Below are 18,939 nucleotides of genomic sequence, written 5' to 3' on the forward strand. Positions count from 1 at the left end.
TTTTACTTGAAACGATTGCAGTTAATGCTATTATAAAAAGTGTACTCTAAAAAGACAATTTTTTCGCAAAGTATTTATTTTTCAATTAATTCACTACTGTATTCAAAAGGAAAGTGATATTTATGAAAACTTACTTAAGACTTGAAATACTCTCACATGATCGCATGGGAATCGTGTTAGATATTTTAAAAAAGGTTTATGAAAACAACATAAGTATTCATTCTCTTGAAGTTTTCCCCAACAAAGTATATATCAAGGTAGAAACTTTAGAAGAAGCAGAGAAAAAATTAAATATTGTTAAAAATCTACTTAGTATAAATGGAGTTTTGAAAGTTCGTGATATTGAATTGCTTTCCTGTGAAAAAAATGAAAGAAGACTTCGAGCGATTATAGATGCTGTACAAGATGGTATCCTAGCTATAAACCAAAAGGGGGAAGTGGAGCTTTTTAATAATTACTGCGAAACAATATTCCATACCAAAAGAGAAAATATAGTTGGGAAAAATATAAAAGAACTTCTAGGCTTCGATGGTCCGATTATTAACCTTCTAAAAACGGGGGAAAACTATAATAACATAGAAGTTTTTAAAAGAAATAACGATAACAATAATAGTTTTCACTATATTACTTCAGGACGTTCTGTAAAAGATGATAAAGGAAAAACTATCGCTGCTGTTGCTTCACTCAAAGACATCAATGAAGCCATAGAAATGTCAAATGCAATTACTTCAAAAGAGGAATTTGTATTCAAAGATATTATAGGTAATAGTTCCTCTATTGTAAAGACTAAGAACATATGTAGCTCTGTGGCCAAAAGCAACTCAACCATACTGCTGCGCGGCGAAAGCGGCACGGGTAAGGAATTATTTGCAAGGGCTATACATAAATTAAGCTCAAGAGCAGATAGAAATTTTATAGCGATAAACTGTGCTGCTCTTCCAGATAATCTTATAGAAAGTGAACTCTTTGGATATGTAGAAGGAAGTTTTACTGGTGCAACAAAAAATGGTAAAGATGGTTTATTTAAAGCAGCAGATAATGGCACTTTATTTTTAGATGAAATAGGAGAACTATCTCTTCCTCTTCAGGCAAAGCTTTTAAGAATTTTACAGGAAGGCACTATAAGAAAGATAGGTAGTACTGTAGAGGAAAAAGTAGATGTAAGAATCATTGCAGCAACTAATAGAAATTTAGAAGATATGATTAAAAAAAATACGTTTAGAGAAGATTTATATTATAGACTAAATGTAATACCTATATATATTCCGAGTCTTAGAGAAAGAATTGAAGATATATCAATGTTAGTTAACTTTTTTATAAAAATACTGAATAAACAAATGGGTAAAAATATAAAAGGCACAGAAATGGAATTTATAGAAGAACTTGTAAAATTAAGTTGGCCTGGCAATATACGTGAATTAAAAAATGTTGTCGAAAGAGCTATGAATTTGTGTCATGGATATTTTCTTACAAAAGAAAATTTGCTTATGGATTTTCAAAAGGCTGCAAACCATGAAATAGATTCAGAAAACCACGGCTTTAATTTTAAATTAAAAGATGTAGTAGAAGCTGCTGAAAAGAAAATGCTTATTTCTGCTATGCAAAACTATAAAAGCTATAGAAAAGCTGCAAAAGCTCTTGGTGTATCTCATACTACTATAGTAAATAAATTGAACAAGTATGGAATAAATTTTCACTAATTTATAATAAGCTCTTTTGCCAGCTTTCAGAAAAAAATGTAAAGTTTTATTTACGGTGTAAATAAAACTTTACATTTTTCTTTTTAAAAACGGTTGAAAACATTTACACATTATGGCGAAAGCTGGATGTTAGACAATTGGCATAAAATTTGCAATATACTCCTGGTGTAAATAAAAAAACTTTTTAGGGAGGCTAACTTTTATGAAAAATAATAAAAAAATGGGTTTTGACACGTTAGCAATACACGGAGGTCATGTTGGTGATAAACAATTTGGTTCTTTAGCAACTCCAATCTATCAAACATCAACTTTCATATTTGACTCAGCGGAACAAGGTGGAAAAAGATTTGCTGGTGAAGAAAATGGATATATATACTCTAGACTGGGAAATCCAACTTGTTCAGAAGCTGAAGAAAAATTGGCTTTGCTGGACGGTGGCGAAGCTGCTGTAGCTACTGCATCCGGTATGGGAGCAATTTCTGCTGCATTTTGGACTGCACTTAAAGCGGGCGACCATGTAGTTGCATCAGATACTTTATATGGATGCACTTTCGCTCTTTTAAATCATGGTCTTACAAGATTTGGTATTGAGGTAACCTTTGTTGATGCAACAAACATGGAATGTGTAAAAAAAGCTTTAAAACCAAACACAAAGGTTGTCTATCTTGAAACTCCGGCAAACCCGACATTAAAAGTGAATGATATTAAAAAAATATCAACTGTAGCTCATGAAAACAATAAGGATTGTCTTGTATTTGTAGACAATACCTTCTGTACTCCTTATATTCAAAAACCGCTGGAATTAGGTGCTGATGTAGTTGTTTACTCGGCAACTAAATACTTAAATGGACATGGCGATGTTATTGCCGGATTTGCTGTTGGTAAAAAAGAATTTATAGATCAAGTTAAATTTTTTGGACTGAAAGATATGACTGGTGCAGTACTGAGTCCTTTTAATGCCTACCTTATTATAAGAGGAATGAAAACCTTACCGATAAGAATGGAAAAACATTGTGAAAATGCTATGAAAGTTGCTGAATTTTTAGAAGCACATCCTGCTGTTTCCAAAGTATATTATCCTGGTCTTAAAAGTTCCGAATATCATGACCTTGCTAAAGCGCAAATGAAACTTCCAGGGGCTATGATTTCTTTTGAATTAAAAGGCGGGGTAGCTGAAGGCGCATTAGTTATGAACACTTTAAAATTAGCAACACTGGCAGTAAGCTTAGGCGATGCCGAAACACTTATTGAGCATCCTGCCTCTATGACTCACTCACCCTATACACCGGAAGAAAGACAGGCTGCTAACATAAGTGATGGCCTGGTAAGGTTATCTGTTGGTCTGGAGAATGCAGAAGATATAATAGATGATTTAAAAGAGGCTCTTGATTTAATAGTAAAATAAATTCGAATGAGCGCCTTGTATTTCTTGTTAAATAATTGTGATAAGGGAAGAAGGGAATTTATATGAACAACACCAAGAGAAAAATGAAGACAATGGACGGAAACACGGCCGCCGCACACATTTCGTATGCCTTCACCGATGTAGCGGCAATCTTCCCGATCACACCATCATCGAACATGGCGGAAAGCGTCGATGAATGGGTAGCCCAGGGAAGAAAGAACATCTTCGGGCAGACAGTAGAAGTAGTAGAAATGCAGTCCGAAGGCGGTGCCGCCGGCGCAGTACACGGCTCCTTACAGGCCGGTGCGCTGACCACTACCTACACCGCATCCCAGGGCTTACTACTGATGATTCCCAACATGTATAAAATTGCCGGTGAACTCTTGCCGGGTGTCTTTCACGTAAGTGCCCGCGTGGTCGGGGCCAATGCCATCAGCATCTTCGGTGACCATTCCGATGTTATGGCCACAAGACAAACCGGCTTTGCCCTACTCGCCGAAAGCAGCGTGCAACAAGTGATGGATCTGGCGGCCGTCGCCCATCTGTCGGCCATCAAAGGCAGAGTGCCCTTCCTTAACTTCTTTGATGGTTTCCGGACCTCGCACGAAATCCAAAAAATTGAGCTCCTAGAATATGAGGAACTGGCCAACCTAATAGACTGGGAGGCACTGAACCAATTTAGACGGCGGGGTTTGAACCCTGATCACCCCGTATTACGGGGAACCGTTCAGAACTCCGACATCCACTTCCAGCAACGCGAAGTAACCAACCGCTACTATCAGGCCCTGCCCGATATCGTCGAAGAATACATGGGCCAAATCAGCAAACTCACCGGCCGGGAATATCATCTCTTCAACTACCATGGTGCGGCCGACGCCGACAGAATCATTATTGCCATGGGTTCCATGTGCGGGGCCATCGAAGAAGTAGTTGATCATCTCAACTCGCAGGGCGAAAAAGTGGGCCTATTGACCGTTCATCTCTACCGGCCCTTCTCCATAAAACACTTCTTTAAATACATACCCAAAACAGTCAAAAAAATCGCCGTCTTAGACAGAACCAAAGAAATGGGTTCCTTAGCCGAACCCTTATACCTTGACGTAAAAACAGCCTTCTATAACACCGACTGGCGTCCCGTTATTGTCGGCGGACGCTGTGGTGTTGGCGGCAAAGACGTCATGCCAAGACATATACAGGCCGTATATCAAAGCCTCAAGCAGGAGCAACCCCAAGACAACTTTACCGTGGGCATCATAGATGACGTCACCAATACCTCATTGCCATTCGGTAAAGACATTGACACCACGCCGGCAGGAACCAAAGCCTGCAAATTCTGGGGACTTGGTTCTGACGGAACCGTAGGCGCCAACAAAAGTGCCATCAAAATCATCGGTGACCATACCGACATGTACGCACAAGCCTACTTTGCCTACGACTCCAAAAAATCCGGCGGTGTCACCATCTCCCACCTACGATTTGGCAAACAGCCGATAAAAGCCCCGTACCTCATTAACAGCGCTGATTTCATCGCCTGCCACAACCAGTCCTATGTAGACAAATACGACCTAGTAGAAGGCCTAAAGCCGGGCGGCAGCTTCCTCCTCAACTGCACCTGGAACCAAGAAGAACTGGGCAAAAATCTGCCGGCGGCGCTGAAACACTATATTTTCGAAAACAAAATCAACCTCTATACCATCGATGCGGTTGGTATTGCGCAGAAAATAGGTCTTGGCGGCCGGATCAACATGATTATGCAAGCGGCCTTCTTCAAAATCGCCGCTATCATTCCGCTAGAAGAAGCTACCCACTACCTCAAACAAGCCGTTGTCCAATCCTACGGCAAAAAAGGCGAAAAAGTGGTCGCCATGAACCATGCCGCCATCGATGCCGGCGTAGCCGCCAGCGTCAAAATAACTGTACCTGCTGCCTGGGCCAATACCCAGACAGAACCGGATACGGCCAAAAACGTCCCGGCCTTTATCAACAACATACTTGCGCCTATGAACCGCCAAGAAGGCGACAAACTGCCCGTAAGCGCCTTCCTCAGTGTCGAAGACGGTACCTATCCCTTAGGCACGGCTGCCTATGAAAAACGGGGTATTGCCATTAACGTACCAGAATGGCAAGCCGAGGCCTGCATTCAGTGTAACCAGTGCGCCTATGTGTGCCCGCACGCCGCCATTCGGCCCGTACTTGCCGATCAAGACGAAATCAAACAAGCACCGGCAGGTTTTACCACGAAACAAGCTACCGGGGCCAAACAACTAAACTTCCGCATCGCCATATCCCCGCTGGACTGCACCGGCTGTGGCAACTGTGCCCAGATCTGTCCGGCCAAACAACCAGCGCTCATAATGAAACCCCTCGATACCCAGCTTGCCCAGGATAAACTATGGGAGTATGCCCTGACGCTCAGCCCCAAAGCCAATCCGGCAAGCAAAACCACCGTCAAAGGCAGCCAATTCGAACAACCGCTGTTAGAATTCTCCGGCGCCTGTGCCGGTTGCGGTGAAACTCCGTATGCCAAACTAGTCACCCAACTATATGGTGACAGAATGATGATCGCCAATGCTACCGGCTGCTCCTCCGTGTGGGCCGGCAGCACACCCTCCGTACCTTATACCACCAACCACCGCGGCCATGGCCCGGCCTGGGCCAACTCCCTATTCGAAGACAACGCCGAATTCGGTTTGGGCATGCTTTTAGCTGTCAAACAAGTACGGAAAAAATTAGCCATGGATATAGAAAAAGCAGCCAAACTTAACTTAGGACAAGAATGGCAACTGGCCTGTCAAGAGTGGTTAGCGCATCAGGATACCGGCGAAGGATCACGGGAGCGAGCCGATCGTCTGATAGCCGCGCTAGAACCAATAAAAGACCAGGATGACCTACTCAAAGAAATCTATCAAAACCGGGATTTCCTGGTCAAACGGTCTCAATGGATATTTGGCGGCGACGGCTGGGCCTACGACATTGGCTTTGGCGGGTTAGACCATGTCTTAGCCTCCGGCGAAAATGTCAATGTACTGGTATTTGATACCGAAGTCTATTCCAATACCGGCGGTCAGTCCTCCAAAGCTACGCCGACCGCAGCCATTGCCAAATTTGCGGCCAGTGGCAAACGGGTTAAGAAAAAAGACCTGGGCATGATTGCTATGAGTTATGGGTATGTCTATGTCGCGCAAATTGCCATGGGGGCTGACAAAAATCAAACCTTGAAGGCGATTGCCGAAGCCGAGGCCTATCCGGGGCCATCCCTGATCATTGCCTACGCGCCGTGCATTAATCATGGTCTGAAAGCCGGGATGGGCGCAAGCCAACAAGAGGCGAAACGTGCTGTGGACAGTGGTTACTGGGCTCTATACCGGTATAATCCAGAGGCCAAAGAGGCAGGCAAAAATGCCTTCACCCTGGATTCCAAAGAACCAACTGCCGACTTCAAAGAATTCCTGATGGGCGAAGTTCGCTACTCGGCTCTGAAAAAGCAATTCCCCGAAACGGCCGATCAGTTATTTGATAAAACCGAGCAAGATGCTAAAGAACGGCTGGCCACCTATCGGCAGCTGGCAGGCAAGAAGTGAGTCGGGGGACGGTTCCTTGACTCATGTAAGTTCTAAGTTCTCCAGGGGAATCCTGGTGGTGACAACCCCGTCACCGTGACACCATGCAGAGTGAAGATGTTATATTGGACACAAAAAATCCGCCGTTTTCGTATTTTAGGGATAACGGCGGATTTTCTTGTAGACTGGTATCCCTGAGGTGAAGAAGCTTTTGCGAAGGCAGTTCATAAATACTCCTTAAATTAATATAAATCATAATAGGATTTATGATTTAGGAGGAGACGGATTATGGCGAAACGCTATCTTACCAGCAACCAGGGAGCTCCTGTTATCGATGATCAAAATTCATTAAGTGTAGGTGAAAGGGGACCAATATTACTTGAGGACATAGTTTTTCTCGAAAAGATTTCACATTTTGATAGGGAGAGAATTCCTGAAAGAGTAGTACATGCTAAAGGAGCCGGAGCTTTTGGTTTTTTTATACCCTATCAATCAATGGCTTCATTGACCAAGGCAAATTTTCTAGAAGATCCCGAGAAGAAAACACCTGTTTTTGTTAGATTTTCGATAGCAGGCAGCTCCGTGGGCAGTGCGGACACCGTGCGGGATATTAGAGGATTTGCTGTGAAATTTTATACAGATGAAGGTAACTACGATCTTGTTGGCAACCATATTCCAGTGTTTCCGCTTAGAGATCCGCTTCAGTTTCCGGATTTGTTTCATGCCTTGAAACCGGACCCGGTTACTAATGCCCGAGGGGGGCCGGTAGCAGCTAGTCGTTTCTGGGATTTCATGTCTTTAAGACCGGAGTCTATGAATTTTCTTACCTATCTGTTTGCAGATAATGGGACTGTCAAAAGCTATAGAACAATTCAAGGCTTTGGAGTTAACACATATAAGTGGGTTAATTTCTGCGGAGAAGAGGTATATGTCAGGTATCATTGGGAACCCTGTGCAGGTATTGAATACATAGATAGCAAGACAGCCGCTCAACTTGCAGGTATGGACCCTGACATAGCATCTAGAGATTTGTTTGATACCATTGCTGCAGGGCATACTGTTGAATATGAGATGTTCGTACAAATCATGAACGTTGAAGATGAATGTGAGCAGCCATTTGATCCCTTGGACCCCACTAAAATTTGGCCGGAAGAGTTATTTCCATTAATGCCGGTAGGCAGAATGGTATTAAATGAAAATCCTGAGAATTTTTTTGTTGAAGTTGAGCAGTCTGCATTTTCTCCTGCGGCTATTGTACCAGGTATAGATTTTTCAAATGATAGAATACTGCAAGGCCGTATCTTTCCCTATGGAGATACGCAAAGATATCGTATAGGAGTCAATTATTTAGAACTTCCTACCAATATGCCTAAGAAACGGGTTGATAATAATATGCAGGACGGAGCTATGCGAACCATGTATAGCGAAGGTAGTGTTAATTATTACCCCAATACATTAGGTGGGGGGATGCCCGCGCCGGCACCTGAAAAAGGGAGACCTGCTGAGAACTTTGTTTCAGGTAGTGTAGCTCGGAAAGAAATAGAAGGCGACAATTATTATCAAGCCAGGTGTAGATATCGAACTATGTCTGTGCTGGAAAAGAAACATTTGATTTCCAATATCGTAGAAAGTTTAAGTCAAGCTTATGAGCCTATTCAAAGGAGAATGATTGAACATTTTTTGAGGACAGATAGTGAATTTGGCAGCAGAATAGCACAGGGAATAAATTTGATCATATAGGTAAGGCGGCATGCTTTGTGAATATAGGTGCCAATACCGGCGTTATCAGTTAGAGATTAGATATTCTACAGAAGAATTTGTGTCCACAGGTGATAAGCCAGTGTTTTTTAGTAGCGGTTAGGTGGAATAAAGGGACAGGTACCTTGCCCCAGTAGATAGAGTGTAGGTGCCTGTGGGCGAGGAACCTGTCCCTTGAAAGAGTGAGATAAGACAAAACCATCGTCCCCTAGTCTTTCAGTGAATATGCAAAAATAGAGGTTGTCCATAAGTGCTCAAACCTATGGACAACCTCTATTTCAATATTTTGGTAAATAACCTTGATCTTTCAGCCAAAGAGATTACTCCCAAGAAAGGATTTGGCTTATTTGGTTCGTGCGCGGGCATTGCGAATATCGCGTTTTACCCTTTTATCGTTTTGGGGAGTATTTGCCGGGCCGCGTTTTAAGGCTATCAGGCGGGATAACTTACTGCCGCTAAAAACTGTTTCTTCCAAATTAACTCACCTCCCATGTTATTATTTCCGTGGTGAGTAAAAATAGGCAGGTAAAATCTGAAATTGTAGAGCGGGCTTGAGGATCTTTAACTGAAGAATTATTCATTCTGTGTAAAATGAGGAGGTATGAAAATGTGCTGTGATATTGACGGTAACGGTCATTCTCAATGCCCAAATTTTTTCGTACACTTGGTCATTTTGCAAATTGCCGTTCTTCCGTTCACCGGTGTATCGCAAGCTTGCATTGGCTAATAGACGCAATCAAGACAAGCTTCCTGTGGTTGAAGCATTTATCGAAAAGACAAAATCCTGGGTAAGTATTTCCCAAGCAAAGCATATCTTGGCGGTTGAGTTCAAAAATCTACTTGATTGACGACACTATTATTAGGCGTCGTCAATTTTTTACAATGCAAAGTAGTTTTGATTTGTTACCATTTAATAAATATGAAAGGAGGCTTTTTATAATGCTAAAAGGGTATACACTTCCCCGAACACCTCGTGGTACATCAAGTCTTGCGCCGAACCCGCCGTGGCATTATGTCGGTAATGCTCTTGCTGTTGAATATGAGGTGGATCCAGCAGCGGCAGCCGCTTTTTTGCCTGATGGCCTAGAGTTAGCTTCAAATCAATGCGCTGCATATTTTATTGAATGGCAGTATTCCAGTGAGAACGCCGAAGAGTACTTAGACCCGGTTCGCAGTCAATATCACGAAACCATTATCCTATTGTCGGCGAAATTTGAAGAACAACCTGTGGCTTATTGCCCATTTATTTGGGTTGACCAAGATGTTTCCCTGATGCGAGGTCTTGTGCAGGGGTGGCCTAAACAATTTGGATCAACGTGGATTACCCGAGCGTATGATTTGCCATCAAAGGCTAGTCCGGTTGTAGGACCGGGTGGAAAGTTTGGGGCGACTTTAGCCGTCAGAGACCATCGTTTAGTCGAAGCACAAATTACTCTTAGTGAAATAAGCGACTCATTACCATCTCCTAATTTTGCAAAAGCCGTCAATGTTAGATATTTCCCGGAGCTTGCTTTAGGAAAGCATGATAAACCTGCTGTGCATGAAATTGTTCAGCTTAAATCGCGTGATGTTAAGGTATCTCCTATTTGGAAAGGGGATGCAGCAATTAAAATATTTGATCACCCATATATTGAACTTCCGGATTTGCGCCCGACAGAAGTTATCGCTGGATATCAGTTTTCATTTGCCCTTACCGTTGATGACTTAATTCATCTTCGCGATTTACGGACAGACGCTTAGCTTGGTCGCGATTGACTATTAATTTTTTATTGCAGTAGAACCGTTCCTTTTGGGACAGAGGGGACAGGTTTCTTGTCCCGGAATAAGGGAAAATACCGTAAAGGAGTGGCCTTCTAGAAGGTCACTCCTTTACATAGTTTAAAAGCTGGTAAGTCTTTTTTTGTTCTGTTAGACGGCTTTATCGAGTATCTGCTCTTTTCGTAGCTGAGCATTTTTTCTGATCTTAATAGTACCGATAACAATCTCCGGAAGCAAAACAAAGAATAAGCCGATATAGCCGACAGAACCATATCCCTTAACAACAATATTCGTTAGCCCGAATACTGAAATGCTTGTGCATACTATGATAGTAGCGAGAGAAATGGCAATTCTGCGGGTTTTCAGGCTCTTAAAGATATTTTTTTTAATCAGCACAGGCTCAAAACGTGCAACTGTAGAAAAGATCAATGATATCGCTGTGCCTAACAATGCCACAAATAGGATGACACTGTATAAGATCTTTAACCAAGGCAGGGCAAGCTTGGTAGTGACAAAATATACCGGCAGCGTTTCGTTAAGAACTTCCGGGGAAAAACCTAACAGCATGATACAGATGATTGCCAGAAAAGCGCCGTTGAGAAGCGTGCCAAACAGCATAAAACGATTGCAGTCCTTAGTGGTCTTAATATTTTGTGAGACGGAGATGATAGGCAGTACCGTAAAGGCTTGAAAACCAATATAGATCAGCATATACCAAATCGCATCTGACAAACCGGTGCCAAAGGTTTCTTGCGTAGCCAGCACACGTTGAAAATTAAAAGCTCCCATTTGAATGCCTAATACGCAGAGGATGAGGAGGGTAATGATTATAAAATAAGTTTTGAGATTTAAAACCTTAACAATTAGCTCACTGCCAAATATGGTTAGCAGCAGCAGAGCTGTTCCGACAACTACAATGCCCATTCCATACGGAATTCCCAGGGAACTTTTTAATAGGGCTCCCGAACCTGCTATGGATGTGCTTACGCCACAGATAATCAGCATGATAAAGCCCAATTCAAAGACAAGGGAGAAATATTTTTCATAAGGATGAAAAAGAGCATCGCCGAAGCTTTTATAATCGTAGGTCTTATAATCTTTAGCCAGGACAAGTGCATTCCGATGGCCCCAGCCTAAGAGCAGCATAGCAACTAATGGGAGGAAAACGGAGTACCAGCCGTACTTTACAAAATAATTAACTTCCTGGTTGCCGGTAGCAAAGCCTCCGCCGCTATGTGTTGCAAACCATACGGCGGCCATAGCAAACGATATACTTAGCGGACTGGATTTCTGAGTTTCCATAAGGATTGTCCTCCCTTTATTATTTTCAATTTTGTGAACGGAAAAATGATATTCGCCAAAGGATATTTGGATATAGAAAAGCCCCTATTGACACATGTCAATAGGGGCGACAATATCGCGGTACCACCCTACATTAGGCTCGTAATTCAGCCATACTAAATAGAATGGCTGGTATCCTTTAACGTGGACACACGCTTTTGCCTAAAGAATTCCTTTCGTTCAGCAAAAGAATTCATGGGTGAGTTTTGCAAACCATATCTGTACCGGTTTTCACCTGCCACCGGATCTCTGAAACAGAACAATAGTTGCTTTTTCCCAATCATTATTTTTAAATCAAATTAAATTTTTTGTAAACACTACACGCCTGCAGGACGAAGTAATTATTATATTATTACATTAATAAAGGATTTGTCAACAAAATAATAAATATTTACAAGATTGATATTTTAAAAGCGTAATTTTGTCTCCTGGATAAGGATAAATAAGGTGACCCAAGAATTGGGTTGGGAATCGCTTGTGTGGGCCTGTCCCCTTGACCCTTTCCGGAAAAACCAAGAACTAGCCTTGGCTTAAAGGCTAGTTCTTGGTTTTCCTATGTTAAAATGTTATTTCATTAAGGATACAGCATATTTGGCGATGGAAAGGCAAGCGGTAACACCTGGTGATTCGATTCCCACTAAATTGATAAGTCCAGGGAGTCCTTTAGCTAATTCATTGCAAATAATAAAATCGGCCCACGGAGCGCCGGGGGCTTGGTTTTTAGCCCTGATACCGGCCATATCGGGTTGCAGGTCTTCGCGTTCAATAAAGGGCAGAAAACTGTGTGCTGCCTGATAGAATTCCTCCAAATGATCCGGCTCAACATCATAATCGTCTTTGCGATCAACATAGAAGGCGCTGGGCCCTAACTTAGCCATGCCGTCCAGACTTTTCGTTGTATGAGTGCCCAGGCCTTTTAAATCTTTAAGCGGCGGTGGATAGATGAGGTGTGATGTAAGTTTGGATTTGCCGCCACAAACGGAGAAATATTCTCCTTTTACCGGATAAATCCGGTATCCTTCCTGATCTACCGCAATGCCAAGCTGTTCGGGAATGAAGTCACTGTACAGACCGGCACAGTTAAAAATATAGGTGGTTTCTAAGGCATCGTCTTCGCCGCTCGAATTGGTAAAATATACGGCATAGCCATCGGCACTTTTCTCTGCTTTTTTGACCTCGTGTTTATAAGCAAACATGACGCCGTTTTCCTTGGCCAGGCTTTCAAGTTTGGCCATAAGGGTATGCGTGTCGATAATACCGGTTGTTTCGGAATAGAGGGCGCCGGTAGCCAAAACATGCGGTTCCATTTCGTTTACTTCGGCTTGCGTCAAATAGCGCAGGCCGGGTACATTATTTTTCGTACCCTGCTCATAAATATCCTTGACGGCAGCTTCTTCGTCGGCGTTTCTGGTAATAATGATTTTGCCAATCCGTTGATGGGGGACCTTGTTTTCATTACAGAAATCATAAAGCAGTTTATTTCCTTCAACACACAATCTTGCTTTTAACGAGCCGGTTGGATAGTACATGCCGGCATGGATTACTTCACTGTTACGACTGGAGGTTTCCTGCCCGAATTTTTCATGTTTTTCCAATAAAATAATATCTTTATCCGGATAGGTACGGCTGACCGCCTCGGCGACGGCGAGACCAATAACACCTGCGCCAACAATAATGATATCAACTTTATCCATAGACAATTCACCCTTTTCTACTGAATAACTAAAACAAGTCATTTTAATATAAAAATAGCGTATACTAGTTATATTTCTTTTTGCAAATTTTGATTCCTGCATGCCCAGGCAATTATTTTAAATACTTTTCATCCCTGTAAAGGCAGGCAACTTTTTCAATATGTAAAAACATAGTATAATTAACTATTAAGCTAAATTTAATGATGCTCTCCGCGTTACTATTTATCCGATGACTAACCCGCTCTAAGACTCCCTCTTCTCCAAGCGGGAGTTTTAGAGCGGATTCCCTGGAAGTTGGGCGACTAACCTTCAGGTGGGGTTAAAGCCCCATCTGAAGCTAAGTCTACTTTATAAGACTTAAATAAGGAGCTTCTATGGATATACTCGAACAAATCAGCAAAAACATATCAAATCTAAGCAAGAAGCAAAAAGTTGTTGCCAAGTATATTTTAGAAAACTGGAAGAATATACCTCACCAGTCATCTGTTGAAATTGCCAAAAATCTAGAAATTAGTCAGTCTAGTGTTATCCGTACTACTAAAACGTTGGGATTCAATAGTTTCCCGGAATTACAGAATGCTTTACACTTGATCATACAGCGCCAATTATCTTTCGTAGATCGATTAGAACAAACAGAAGTTGTAAACCCTAATATTGAAACGACACTACTGAAGATTCGTCACTTGCAAGAAATGAATTTGCGACAAACGATCAATGCTTCTAACCCTAAGCACATCCGGCAGACCATTGAATACATCGTCAACGCCAGAAAAGTTTACGTTGTCGGTATGCGTTCGTCAGCAACCCTTGTTCATTACCTTGGCTTTAATCTTAATATGATGACGAAAAAGATCAAGCAAATCACGAACGATTACTCGCTGTTAGAAGATATTCGGTCTTTGGACAAACAGGACTTACTAATCGCCATCAGTTTTCCCCGCTATACGCAGCTGACGAAAACGGCCGTATACCTAGCCAAAGAACAGCAATGTCCGATTGTCGCCATTACCGATTGTTTGTCATCTCCCATTGCCAAACCAGCCGATATAGTGTTACTGGCAGCTTCCAAATCCTTATACTTTAATCAGTCGCTTAGCGCAGCCATGGCATTATGCGATATTCTGTTAACGCAACTTACCACTGACTATCATCAACTTTACCGGCAAGGCATGGAAGAACTGGAAAAAGATTATGAACGGCTGAATATCTTTTAAGAAAACGCCAGCCAGTGACAACCTCTGAGCGCCGCTATCAGGTTTCTGCGCTCAGAGGTTTTTTTATTGGTAATCAGGCCCAATACAAGAAGTGTAGCCGCGCCGACTAACAGCATATAGAAATCCCCAAAACAATTACTGCAATCTGCAATGTACCTAAACAAGTCCGGCGACAACAGGCGGTAAAAATTGCATTATAAAAGCCGGAGCTGACGGGGTATCGGCATGTCCGGGGACAGGTTTCTTGTTCCGGAGTAAGGAAAAATACCGGAATCCGCCCAAAACCATGAATCTCTAACGTGCCTATCGTCCCCGCGATTCGTTTAGGGGGTATTCTCCATGTCCATCAAATCTGGGTAAAGTCAAGATAGGGAATAGCGGTGTAGTAGACTTGATGAGACTCGGTAAGACCGCTGGAAAAAGTTTTTAATTATAAAAGCGATTTTTTTACACCAAAAGCTGGGTTCTTCGGAACCTAGCTTTTGCATTTTAGGCAAAAAAGAGGGTCACTTATTTTGAGACAGCTCTTTCATGTAACCAAGCCTAATGATTATGAATAATAATCTCTACTATCCTGCTCGGCCTGCCGGCCCCAGTCATTACCCTCTTTCCTACTTCAAAACAAAAGCCGTGCCTTTCCAGTTTTGTCAGTAGCCTGTTCATGGTTCTCACAGATACTCCAGCCAAGTTAGCCAACTCGGCAGTGGTGAAACGTGTTTTTCCTTGTTGCTCTAAAATGCTATATAAATTAAATACGGTATTGATGCTGATGCCAGCTTTTTCAGAGATAATAAGGAATTTTTTGTCTATCTTTTGATCCAAATTTACTTGCCTTTTACTATCGGCCGCATGGATTGGGCCAATTATTTTATTATGGTCATATACAATAAACGCTGAGTTACCGCCCAATCTACTTGCTTTTTCCATGCCGAGGATGGCGCTATACTTTGCCCCTTGAGCAGTTGAGCCGTAACCGATTCCAATGCTTACTGTACTTGAAGTATTTTTTTTCACCGCCAAAAGTAAATCAATGTTTTCAAAATTTGCGGTTGCATTTTCCAATATTTTTTTCGTTGAGAAAAGAAGAAATTCTTGCTTCCCCAATTCGATAACAGCGGCTTGTATCCGTTTTGCAAACCAATATATTTGTTTGGCAACATTCGTCGTATCTATGATGTACTGATACTCATCATCAGTAAAGACTGAGTATTCACTAGGGGAGTCTATTTTGATTGAAATGGCGACAATTTGGCTTCCTTGAGAGACTTGCATAAGATGATATAGCTGCATCTTATTTAGTGTTTGGCGAATAACGTTGGATGTAGGATCGACTCTAAAACACGGGATGTTTTTAGATGTCAGTTTTTCATATACATTGTGTAACGCCGTAATACAACAAGTTACGCGGTTATTTAGATAATTGTATTCATGAAAATAACATACATGATTTATAAAGTCGTCGTCGAACGGCCGTTTATTAACTGTGTATATTTGATACTGATCTTCTTTAATACCAATTTCCCTATAGGTTTCCAATAATGTGCTTTCGTCGTATAAGTCAGAACTGATTCGATAAATGCTATGTTGCGAAAGAGCGATCTTTAGCAATACCTGAAGAAGGGAGCTTCCGCTTCGAGGAATGAACTCCCAAGGTATTATCGGTTTGCTGTGCTTTTCAGTATAGGAAAGAAGGGTTTCACCAGCAAACAGGATAGCATCAAGGAACGGCTGTTCATCACAAAGCAATTTAGGTATTTCTGGAACTGAAGTGTAACTATATATTTTGGGTTTGATTTGATGAAATTCACTTTTAATGATCTGGTTAATTTTTTCGACGATTTCTAGTGGCCCGACAACACCTAATTTCATAACTTAACCTCACTATTCAAAAGGTATTTTGGACATATTTTAGTCGATTTTTAGTCAAGAGATTTAATTATATAATAACATTAGTTAAAATAATTGCAATTATTGAAATACCGCGGTGGTCGCCTTCGCGCCCAAGTTGGGAATACCGAAATGGAGCCTGATGGCTATCGGTATTTTTAAGTACCGGGCATTGGCTTTGAGTCGCTTCCCAAACTGAGCGCAGTCCTCGCTTACGAGAAGAAAAGTAATATCAGATAGCGGCTAATGCCGACTAAGGATGGTGTAAAAGATGAAAATTGACCGCATCGACATTATCCGGGTGAAAGTTCCCTTTGTACATCCCTTTGAAACAAGCTTCACCCGCTTTGAGGAGCGAGATGCTCTGATCGTCAAGGTCTATTCTGAAGGATTGATTGGTTATGGAGAATGCAAAGCCTTTTACGGGCCACTGTACAATCCCGAGGATAACGGAACATGTTTTCATATCATCAAAAACATAATTGCGCCAGTTATACTGCACAAGGATATAGAGGGACCGGAAGAATTTATGCGGCTGGTGTCCTTCATCCGCGGCAACCGACTGGCCATAGCCAGTGTGGAAAATGCTCTATGGGAAATCAAATCCCAGCGAGATGGAAAGTCACTTAAAACCTTGATCGGCGGAACGCAGGACGAAGTCAAGGTGGGCGTCAGTCTAGGAATCGAGCCTAATATTCAGGTACTGCTGGGCAAAATCGAAAAATACTTGGCTGAAGGATATCACCGGACCAAAGTTAAGATCAAGCCCGGTTGGGATATCGATGTTCTAAGGGAAATCCGCCGGCATTATCCCGATATTGTATTGACGGTGGACGCCAATTCTGATTATACCCTGGCGGATATTGAACTGTTTCGGGCGATGGACGATCTAAACCTGCAATATATTGAACAACCGTTGGCGGAAGATGATATTGTCGATCACGCGGTACTGCAGAAAGCGATAAAAACCCCCATTTGCTTGGATGAAAGCATTGTTTCTGTTGACACTGCCCGTCATGCCATTGAACTCGGTAGTTGTAAAATTATTAATATCAAATCCAGCCGGTGCGGCGGGTTATGTGAATCAATCAGGATTCATAATCTTTGCATGAAACATAATATTCCCATTTGGGTTGGAGGTATGACCGAGCTAGGTATTGGCCGGGTACAGAACATATCTTTTGCCAGTTTACCGAATTTTGCCCTTCTTGCCCACGACATTGCCGCAAGCAACCGGTATTTTGCTGAAGATATTACGATCCCTGTCGTTAATATTACTTCCAGATGTACGCTCATCGTTCCGGACGATACCAACGGTATTCATTATGAGGTAGATGAAAAAGCTATTGACCGCTTGATGGTCAGTAGGGAAGTTATTAAATAAAAGGTAAATGAAATGGCTTCTCCGGGTATCACGATAGATAAGGTATTAAAAACCGGACAGGAGCTAAGCATTTAGCACAGGTGAGATAGTAAATAATGGAGGGATTGCAGTGAAAGTAGAAAAAATAGTTTTACGCAAAATGAAGATTACTTTTAAAACCCCTTTTGAAACCAGCTTTGGGGCGATGGCGGAAAAGCATTTCATTCTGGCCGCGCTCCATACCAAGGATCATGTCGGCTATGCTGACTGTCCCGCTTTTGGTAGCCCGTGGTACAGCGAAGAGACGATCACCACTGGCTGGCACATGCTCAATGATTTTCTCATTCCCATACTTTTTGACCTAGGTGATATTAGCCATCCGTCGGAACTTACCGAGCCTTTTTCCCAAATCCGGCGGAACAATATGGCCAAGTCTGCTTTGGACTGTGCGCTGTGGGATTTGTACGCCAAGGAAAGAAATATCACTCTGTCCCAGGCTTTGGGCGGGATGCGGGATAAGGTTGAAACTGGAATAAGCATTGGAATCCAAAAAAGCCCCGATGACCTGCTGCGGGTTGTGGAGCAGTTTATGGCCGAAGGCTATCGCCGGGTCAAAGTAAAAATAAAACCTGGAAAGGACATTAAATACCTGGAAGCCGTCCGCAAGCGCTTCGGCGACATCATGCTCATGGCCGACGCCAATTCCGCCTATACACTGAAGGATATAGACGTGTTCAAGGAAATGGACGACTTGGGCATGATCATGATTGAACAGCCATTGTCCCATGACGATATTGTCGATCACGCCAAGCTGCAGGCGGTCATGAAGACCAGAATTTGCCTGGATGAGAGCATTCATTCGGTGGATGATGCTCGCCACGCGATCGAGCTGGGCAGCACCAAGACCATCAATATTAAAGTCGGGCGGGTCGGCGGACTGACTCAGGCCAAGAGAATCCATGACCTGTGCGAGGCCCATAATATTCCGGTATGGTGCGGCGGGATGCTGGACACTGGGCTTGCCCGGGCGCATAATATAGCCATAGCTTCTTTGCCGAACTACAAATTCCCCGGTGATTTGCCCGCTTCGACCCGCTACTGGCATCAAGACATTATTACGCCTCCGATCACTATCGATAAGAACGCCATGGTTGAAGTCCCGGCCAGGCCGGGTATCGGATTTGACCTTATTCCGGAGATGGTGGATAAGTTTACTTATGAGAAGAAAGAACTTCTGCGGTGATTTGATCGCCGGGGTG

General features: G+C 42.6%; 13 protein-coding genes and 1 other annotated feature. Of the genes, 9 read left to right on the forward strand and 4 right to left on the reverse strand.

What is annotated here, in order from left to right; translation table 11 throughout:
* Window positions 1-122: 122 nt before the first annotated feature.
* The 4 genes from SRRS_RS07320 to SRRS_RS07335 all read left to right on the forward strand — a co-directional run bounded on the left by SRRS_RS07320 (window position 123) and on the right by SRRS_RS07335 (window position 8,405).
* Window positions 123-1,700 carry a sigma 54-interacting transcriptional regulator gene (locus SRRS_RS07320; protein WP_371367594.1) on the forward strand — a complete coding sequence of 526 codons (1,578 nt, stop codon included), beginning with the start codon at window positions 123-125 and terminating at the stop codon, window positions 1,698-1,700.
* 202 nt (window positions 1,701-1,902) lie between these two features.
* Window positions 1,903-3,105 carry a methionine gamma-lyase gene (megL, locus tag SRRS_RS07325; RefSeq protein ID WP_371367595.1) on the forward strand — a complete coding sequence of 401 codons (1,203 nt, stop codon included), beginning with the start codon at window positions 1,903-1,905 and terminating at the stop codon, window positions 3,103-3,105.
* A 62-nt stretch (window positions 3,106-3,167) separates the two neighbouring features.
* Window positions 3,168-6,686, forward strand: a complete 3,519-nt coding sequence (gene nifJ / locus SRRS_RS07330; RefSeq protein WP_371367596.1) for a pyruvate:ferredoxin (flavodoxin) oxidoreductase — start codon at window positions 3,168-3,170, stop codon at window positions 6,684-6,686.
* Window positions 6,687-6,953: 267 nt separating this feature from the next.
* Window positions 6,954-8,405 (forward strand): catalase, encoded by a 1,452-nt coding sequence (locus SRRS_RS07335; protein WP_371367598.1) that lies wholly within the window; start codon window positions 6,954-6,956, stop codon window positions 8,403-8,405.
* Between the two features lie 361 nt (window positions 8,406-8,766).
* On the opposite strand, the gene SRRS_RS07340 is transcribed toward SRRS_RS07335, so the two are convergent.
* The gene (locus SRRS_RS07340) at window positions 8,767-8,898 is read right to left on the reverse strand and encodes a hypothetical protein (RefSeq protein WP_371367599.1); all 132 of its coding nucleotides are present in this window, start codon (window positions 8,896-8,898) and stop codon (window positions 8,767-8,769) included.
* 139 nt (window positions 8,899-9,037) lie between these two features.
* Here SRRS_RS07340 and SRRS_RS07345 point away from each other — a divergent pair, with 139 nt between their 5' ends.
* Window positions 9,038-9,271: a hypothetical protein gene (locus SRRS_RS07345; RefSeq protein ID WP_371367601.1), complete on the forward strand. Its 234-nt coding sequence runs from the start codon at window positions 9,038-9,040 to the stop codon at window positions 9,269-9,271.
* Between the two features lie 91 nt (window positions 9,272-9,362).
* Window positions 9,363-10,163, forward strand: a complete 801-nt coding sequence (locus SRRS_RS07350; RefSeq protein ID WP_371367602.1) for an acetoacetate decarboxylase family protein — start codon at window positions 9,363-9,365, stop codon at window positions 10,161-10,163.
* A 168-nt stretch (window positions 10,164-10,331) separates the two neighbouring features.
* Here the strand turns inward: SRRS_RS07350 and SRRS_RS07355 are convergent, their stop codons facing one another.
* Both SRRS_RS07355 and SRRS_RS07360 read right to left on the reverse strand, forming a co-directional pair.
* Window positions 10,332-11,483: a hypothetical protein gene (locus SRRS_RS07355; RefSeq protein ID WP_371367604.1), complete on the reverse strand. Its 1,152-nt coding sequence runs from the start codon at window positions 11,481-11,483 to the stop codon at window positions 10,332-10,334.
* 99 nt (window positions 11,484-11,582) lie between these two features.
* Window positions 11,583-11,815, reverse strand: a binding site (T-box leader).
* 273 nt (window positions 11,816-12,088) lie between these two features.
* A complete protein-coding gene (locus tag SRRS_RS07360; RefSeq protein ID WP_371367606.1) occupies window positions 12,089-13,216 on the reverse strand; it encodes an NAD(P)/FAD-dependent oxidoreductase in 1,128 nt (375 codons plus the stop codon).
* Between the two features lie 374 nt (window positions 13,217-13,590).
* Between SRRS_RS07360 and SRRS_RS07365 the strand changes: the two genes are divergently transcribed.
* A complete protein-coding gene (locus tag SRRS_RS07365; protein WP_371367608.1) occupies window positions 13,591-14,430 on the forward strand; it encodes a MurR/RpiR family transcriptional regulator in 840 nt (279 codons plus the stop codon).
* Between the two features lie 543 nt (window positions 14,431-14,973).
* Here the strand turns inward: SRRS_RS07365 and SRRS_RS07370 are convergent.
* Complete coding sequence (locus tag SRRS_RS07370) at window positions 14,974-16,299, reverse strand: helix-turn-helix domain-containing protein (protein WP_371367610.1); 1,326 nt, start codon at window positions 16,297-16,299, stop codon at window positions 14,974-14,976.
* Window positions 16,300-16,588: 289 nt separating this feature from the next.
* On the opposite strand from SRRS_RS07370, the gene menC (SRRS_RS07375) reads away from it, so the two are divergent.
* Window positions 16,589-17,701 carry an o-succinylbenzoate synthase gene (gene menC, locus SRRS_RS07375; RefSeq protein ID WP_371367612.1) on the forward strand — a complete coding sequence of 371 codons (1,113 nt, stop codon included), beginning with the start codon at window positions 16,589-16,591 and terminating at the stop codon, window positions 17,699-17,701.
* A 109-nt stretch (window positions 17,702-17,810) separates the two neighbouring features.
* The gene (gene menC / locus SRRS_RS07380) at window positions 17,811-18,923 is read left to right on the forward strand and encodes an o-succinylbenzoate synthase (protein ID WP_371367614.1); all 1,113 of its coding nucleotides are present in this window, start codon (window positions 17,811-17,813) and stop codon (window positions 18,921-18,923) included.
* Window positions 18,924-18,939: the final 16 nt, after the last annotated feature.

The sequence above is a fragment of the Sporomusa rhizae genome, from assembly GCF_041428845.1.
GTDB lineage: Bacteria > Bacillota > Negativicutes > Sporomusales > Sporomusaceae > Sporomusa > Sporomusa rhizae.

Coding starts and splice junctions, on each gene's coding strand:
- SRRS_RS07320 (WP_371367594.1), top strand. CDS start 123: ATGAAAACTTACTTAAGACTTGAAATACTCTCACATGATCGCATGGGA.
- megL (WP_371367595.1), top strand. CDS start 1,903: ATGAAAAATAATAAAAAAATGGGTTTTGACACGTTAGCAATACACGGA.
- nifJ (WP_371367596.1), top strand. CDS start 3,168: ATGAACAACACCAAGAGAAAAATGAAGACAATGGACGGAAACACGGCC.
- SRRS_RS07335 (WP_371367598.1), top strand. CDS start 6,954: ATGGCGAAACGCTATCTTACCAGCAACCAGGGAGCTCCTGTTATCGAT.
- SRRS_RS07350 (WP_371367602.1), top strand. CDS start 9,363: ATGCTAAAAGGGTATACACTTCCCCGAACACCTCGTGGTACATCAAGT.
- SRRS_RS07355 (WP_371367604.1), bottom strand. CDS start 11,483: ATGGAAACTCAGAAATCCAGTCCGCTAAGTATATCGTTTGCTATGGCC.
- SRRS_RS07360 (WP_371367606.1), bottom strand. CDS start 13,216: ATGGATAAAGTTGATATCATTATTGTTGGCGCAGGTGTTATTGGTCTC.
- SRRS_RS07365 (WP_371367608.1), top strand. CDS start 13,591: ATGGATATACTCGAACAAATCAGCAAAAACATATCAAATCTAAGCAAG.
- SRRS_RS07370 (WP_371367610.1), bottom strand. CDS start 16,299: ATGAAATTAGGTGTTGTCGGGCCACTAGAAATCGTCGAAAAAATTAAC.
- menC (WP_371367612.1), top strand. CDS start 16,589: ATGAAAATTGACCGCATCGACATTATCCGGGTGAAAGTTCCCTTTGTA.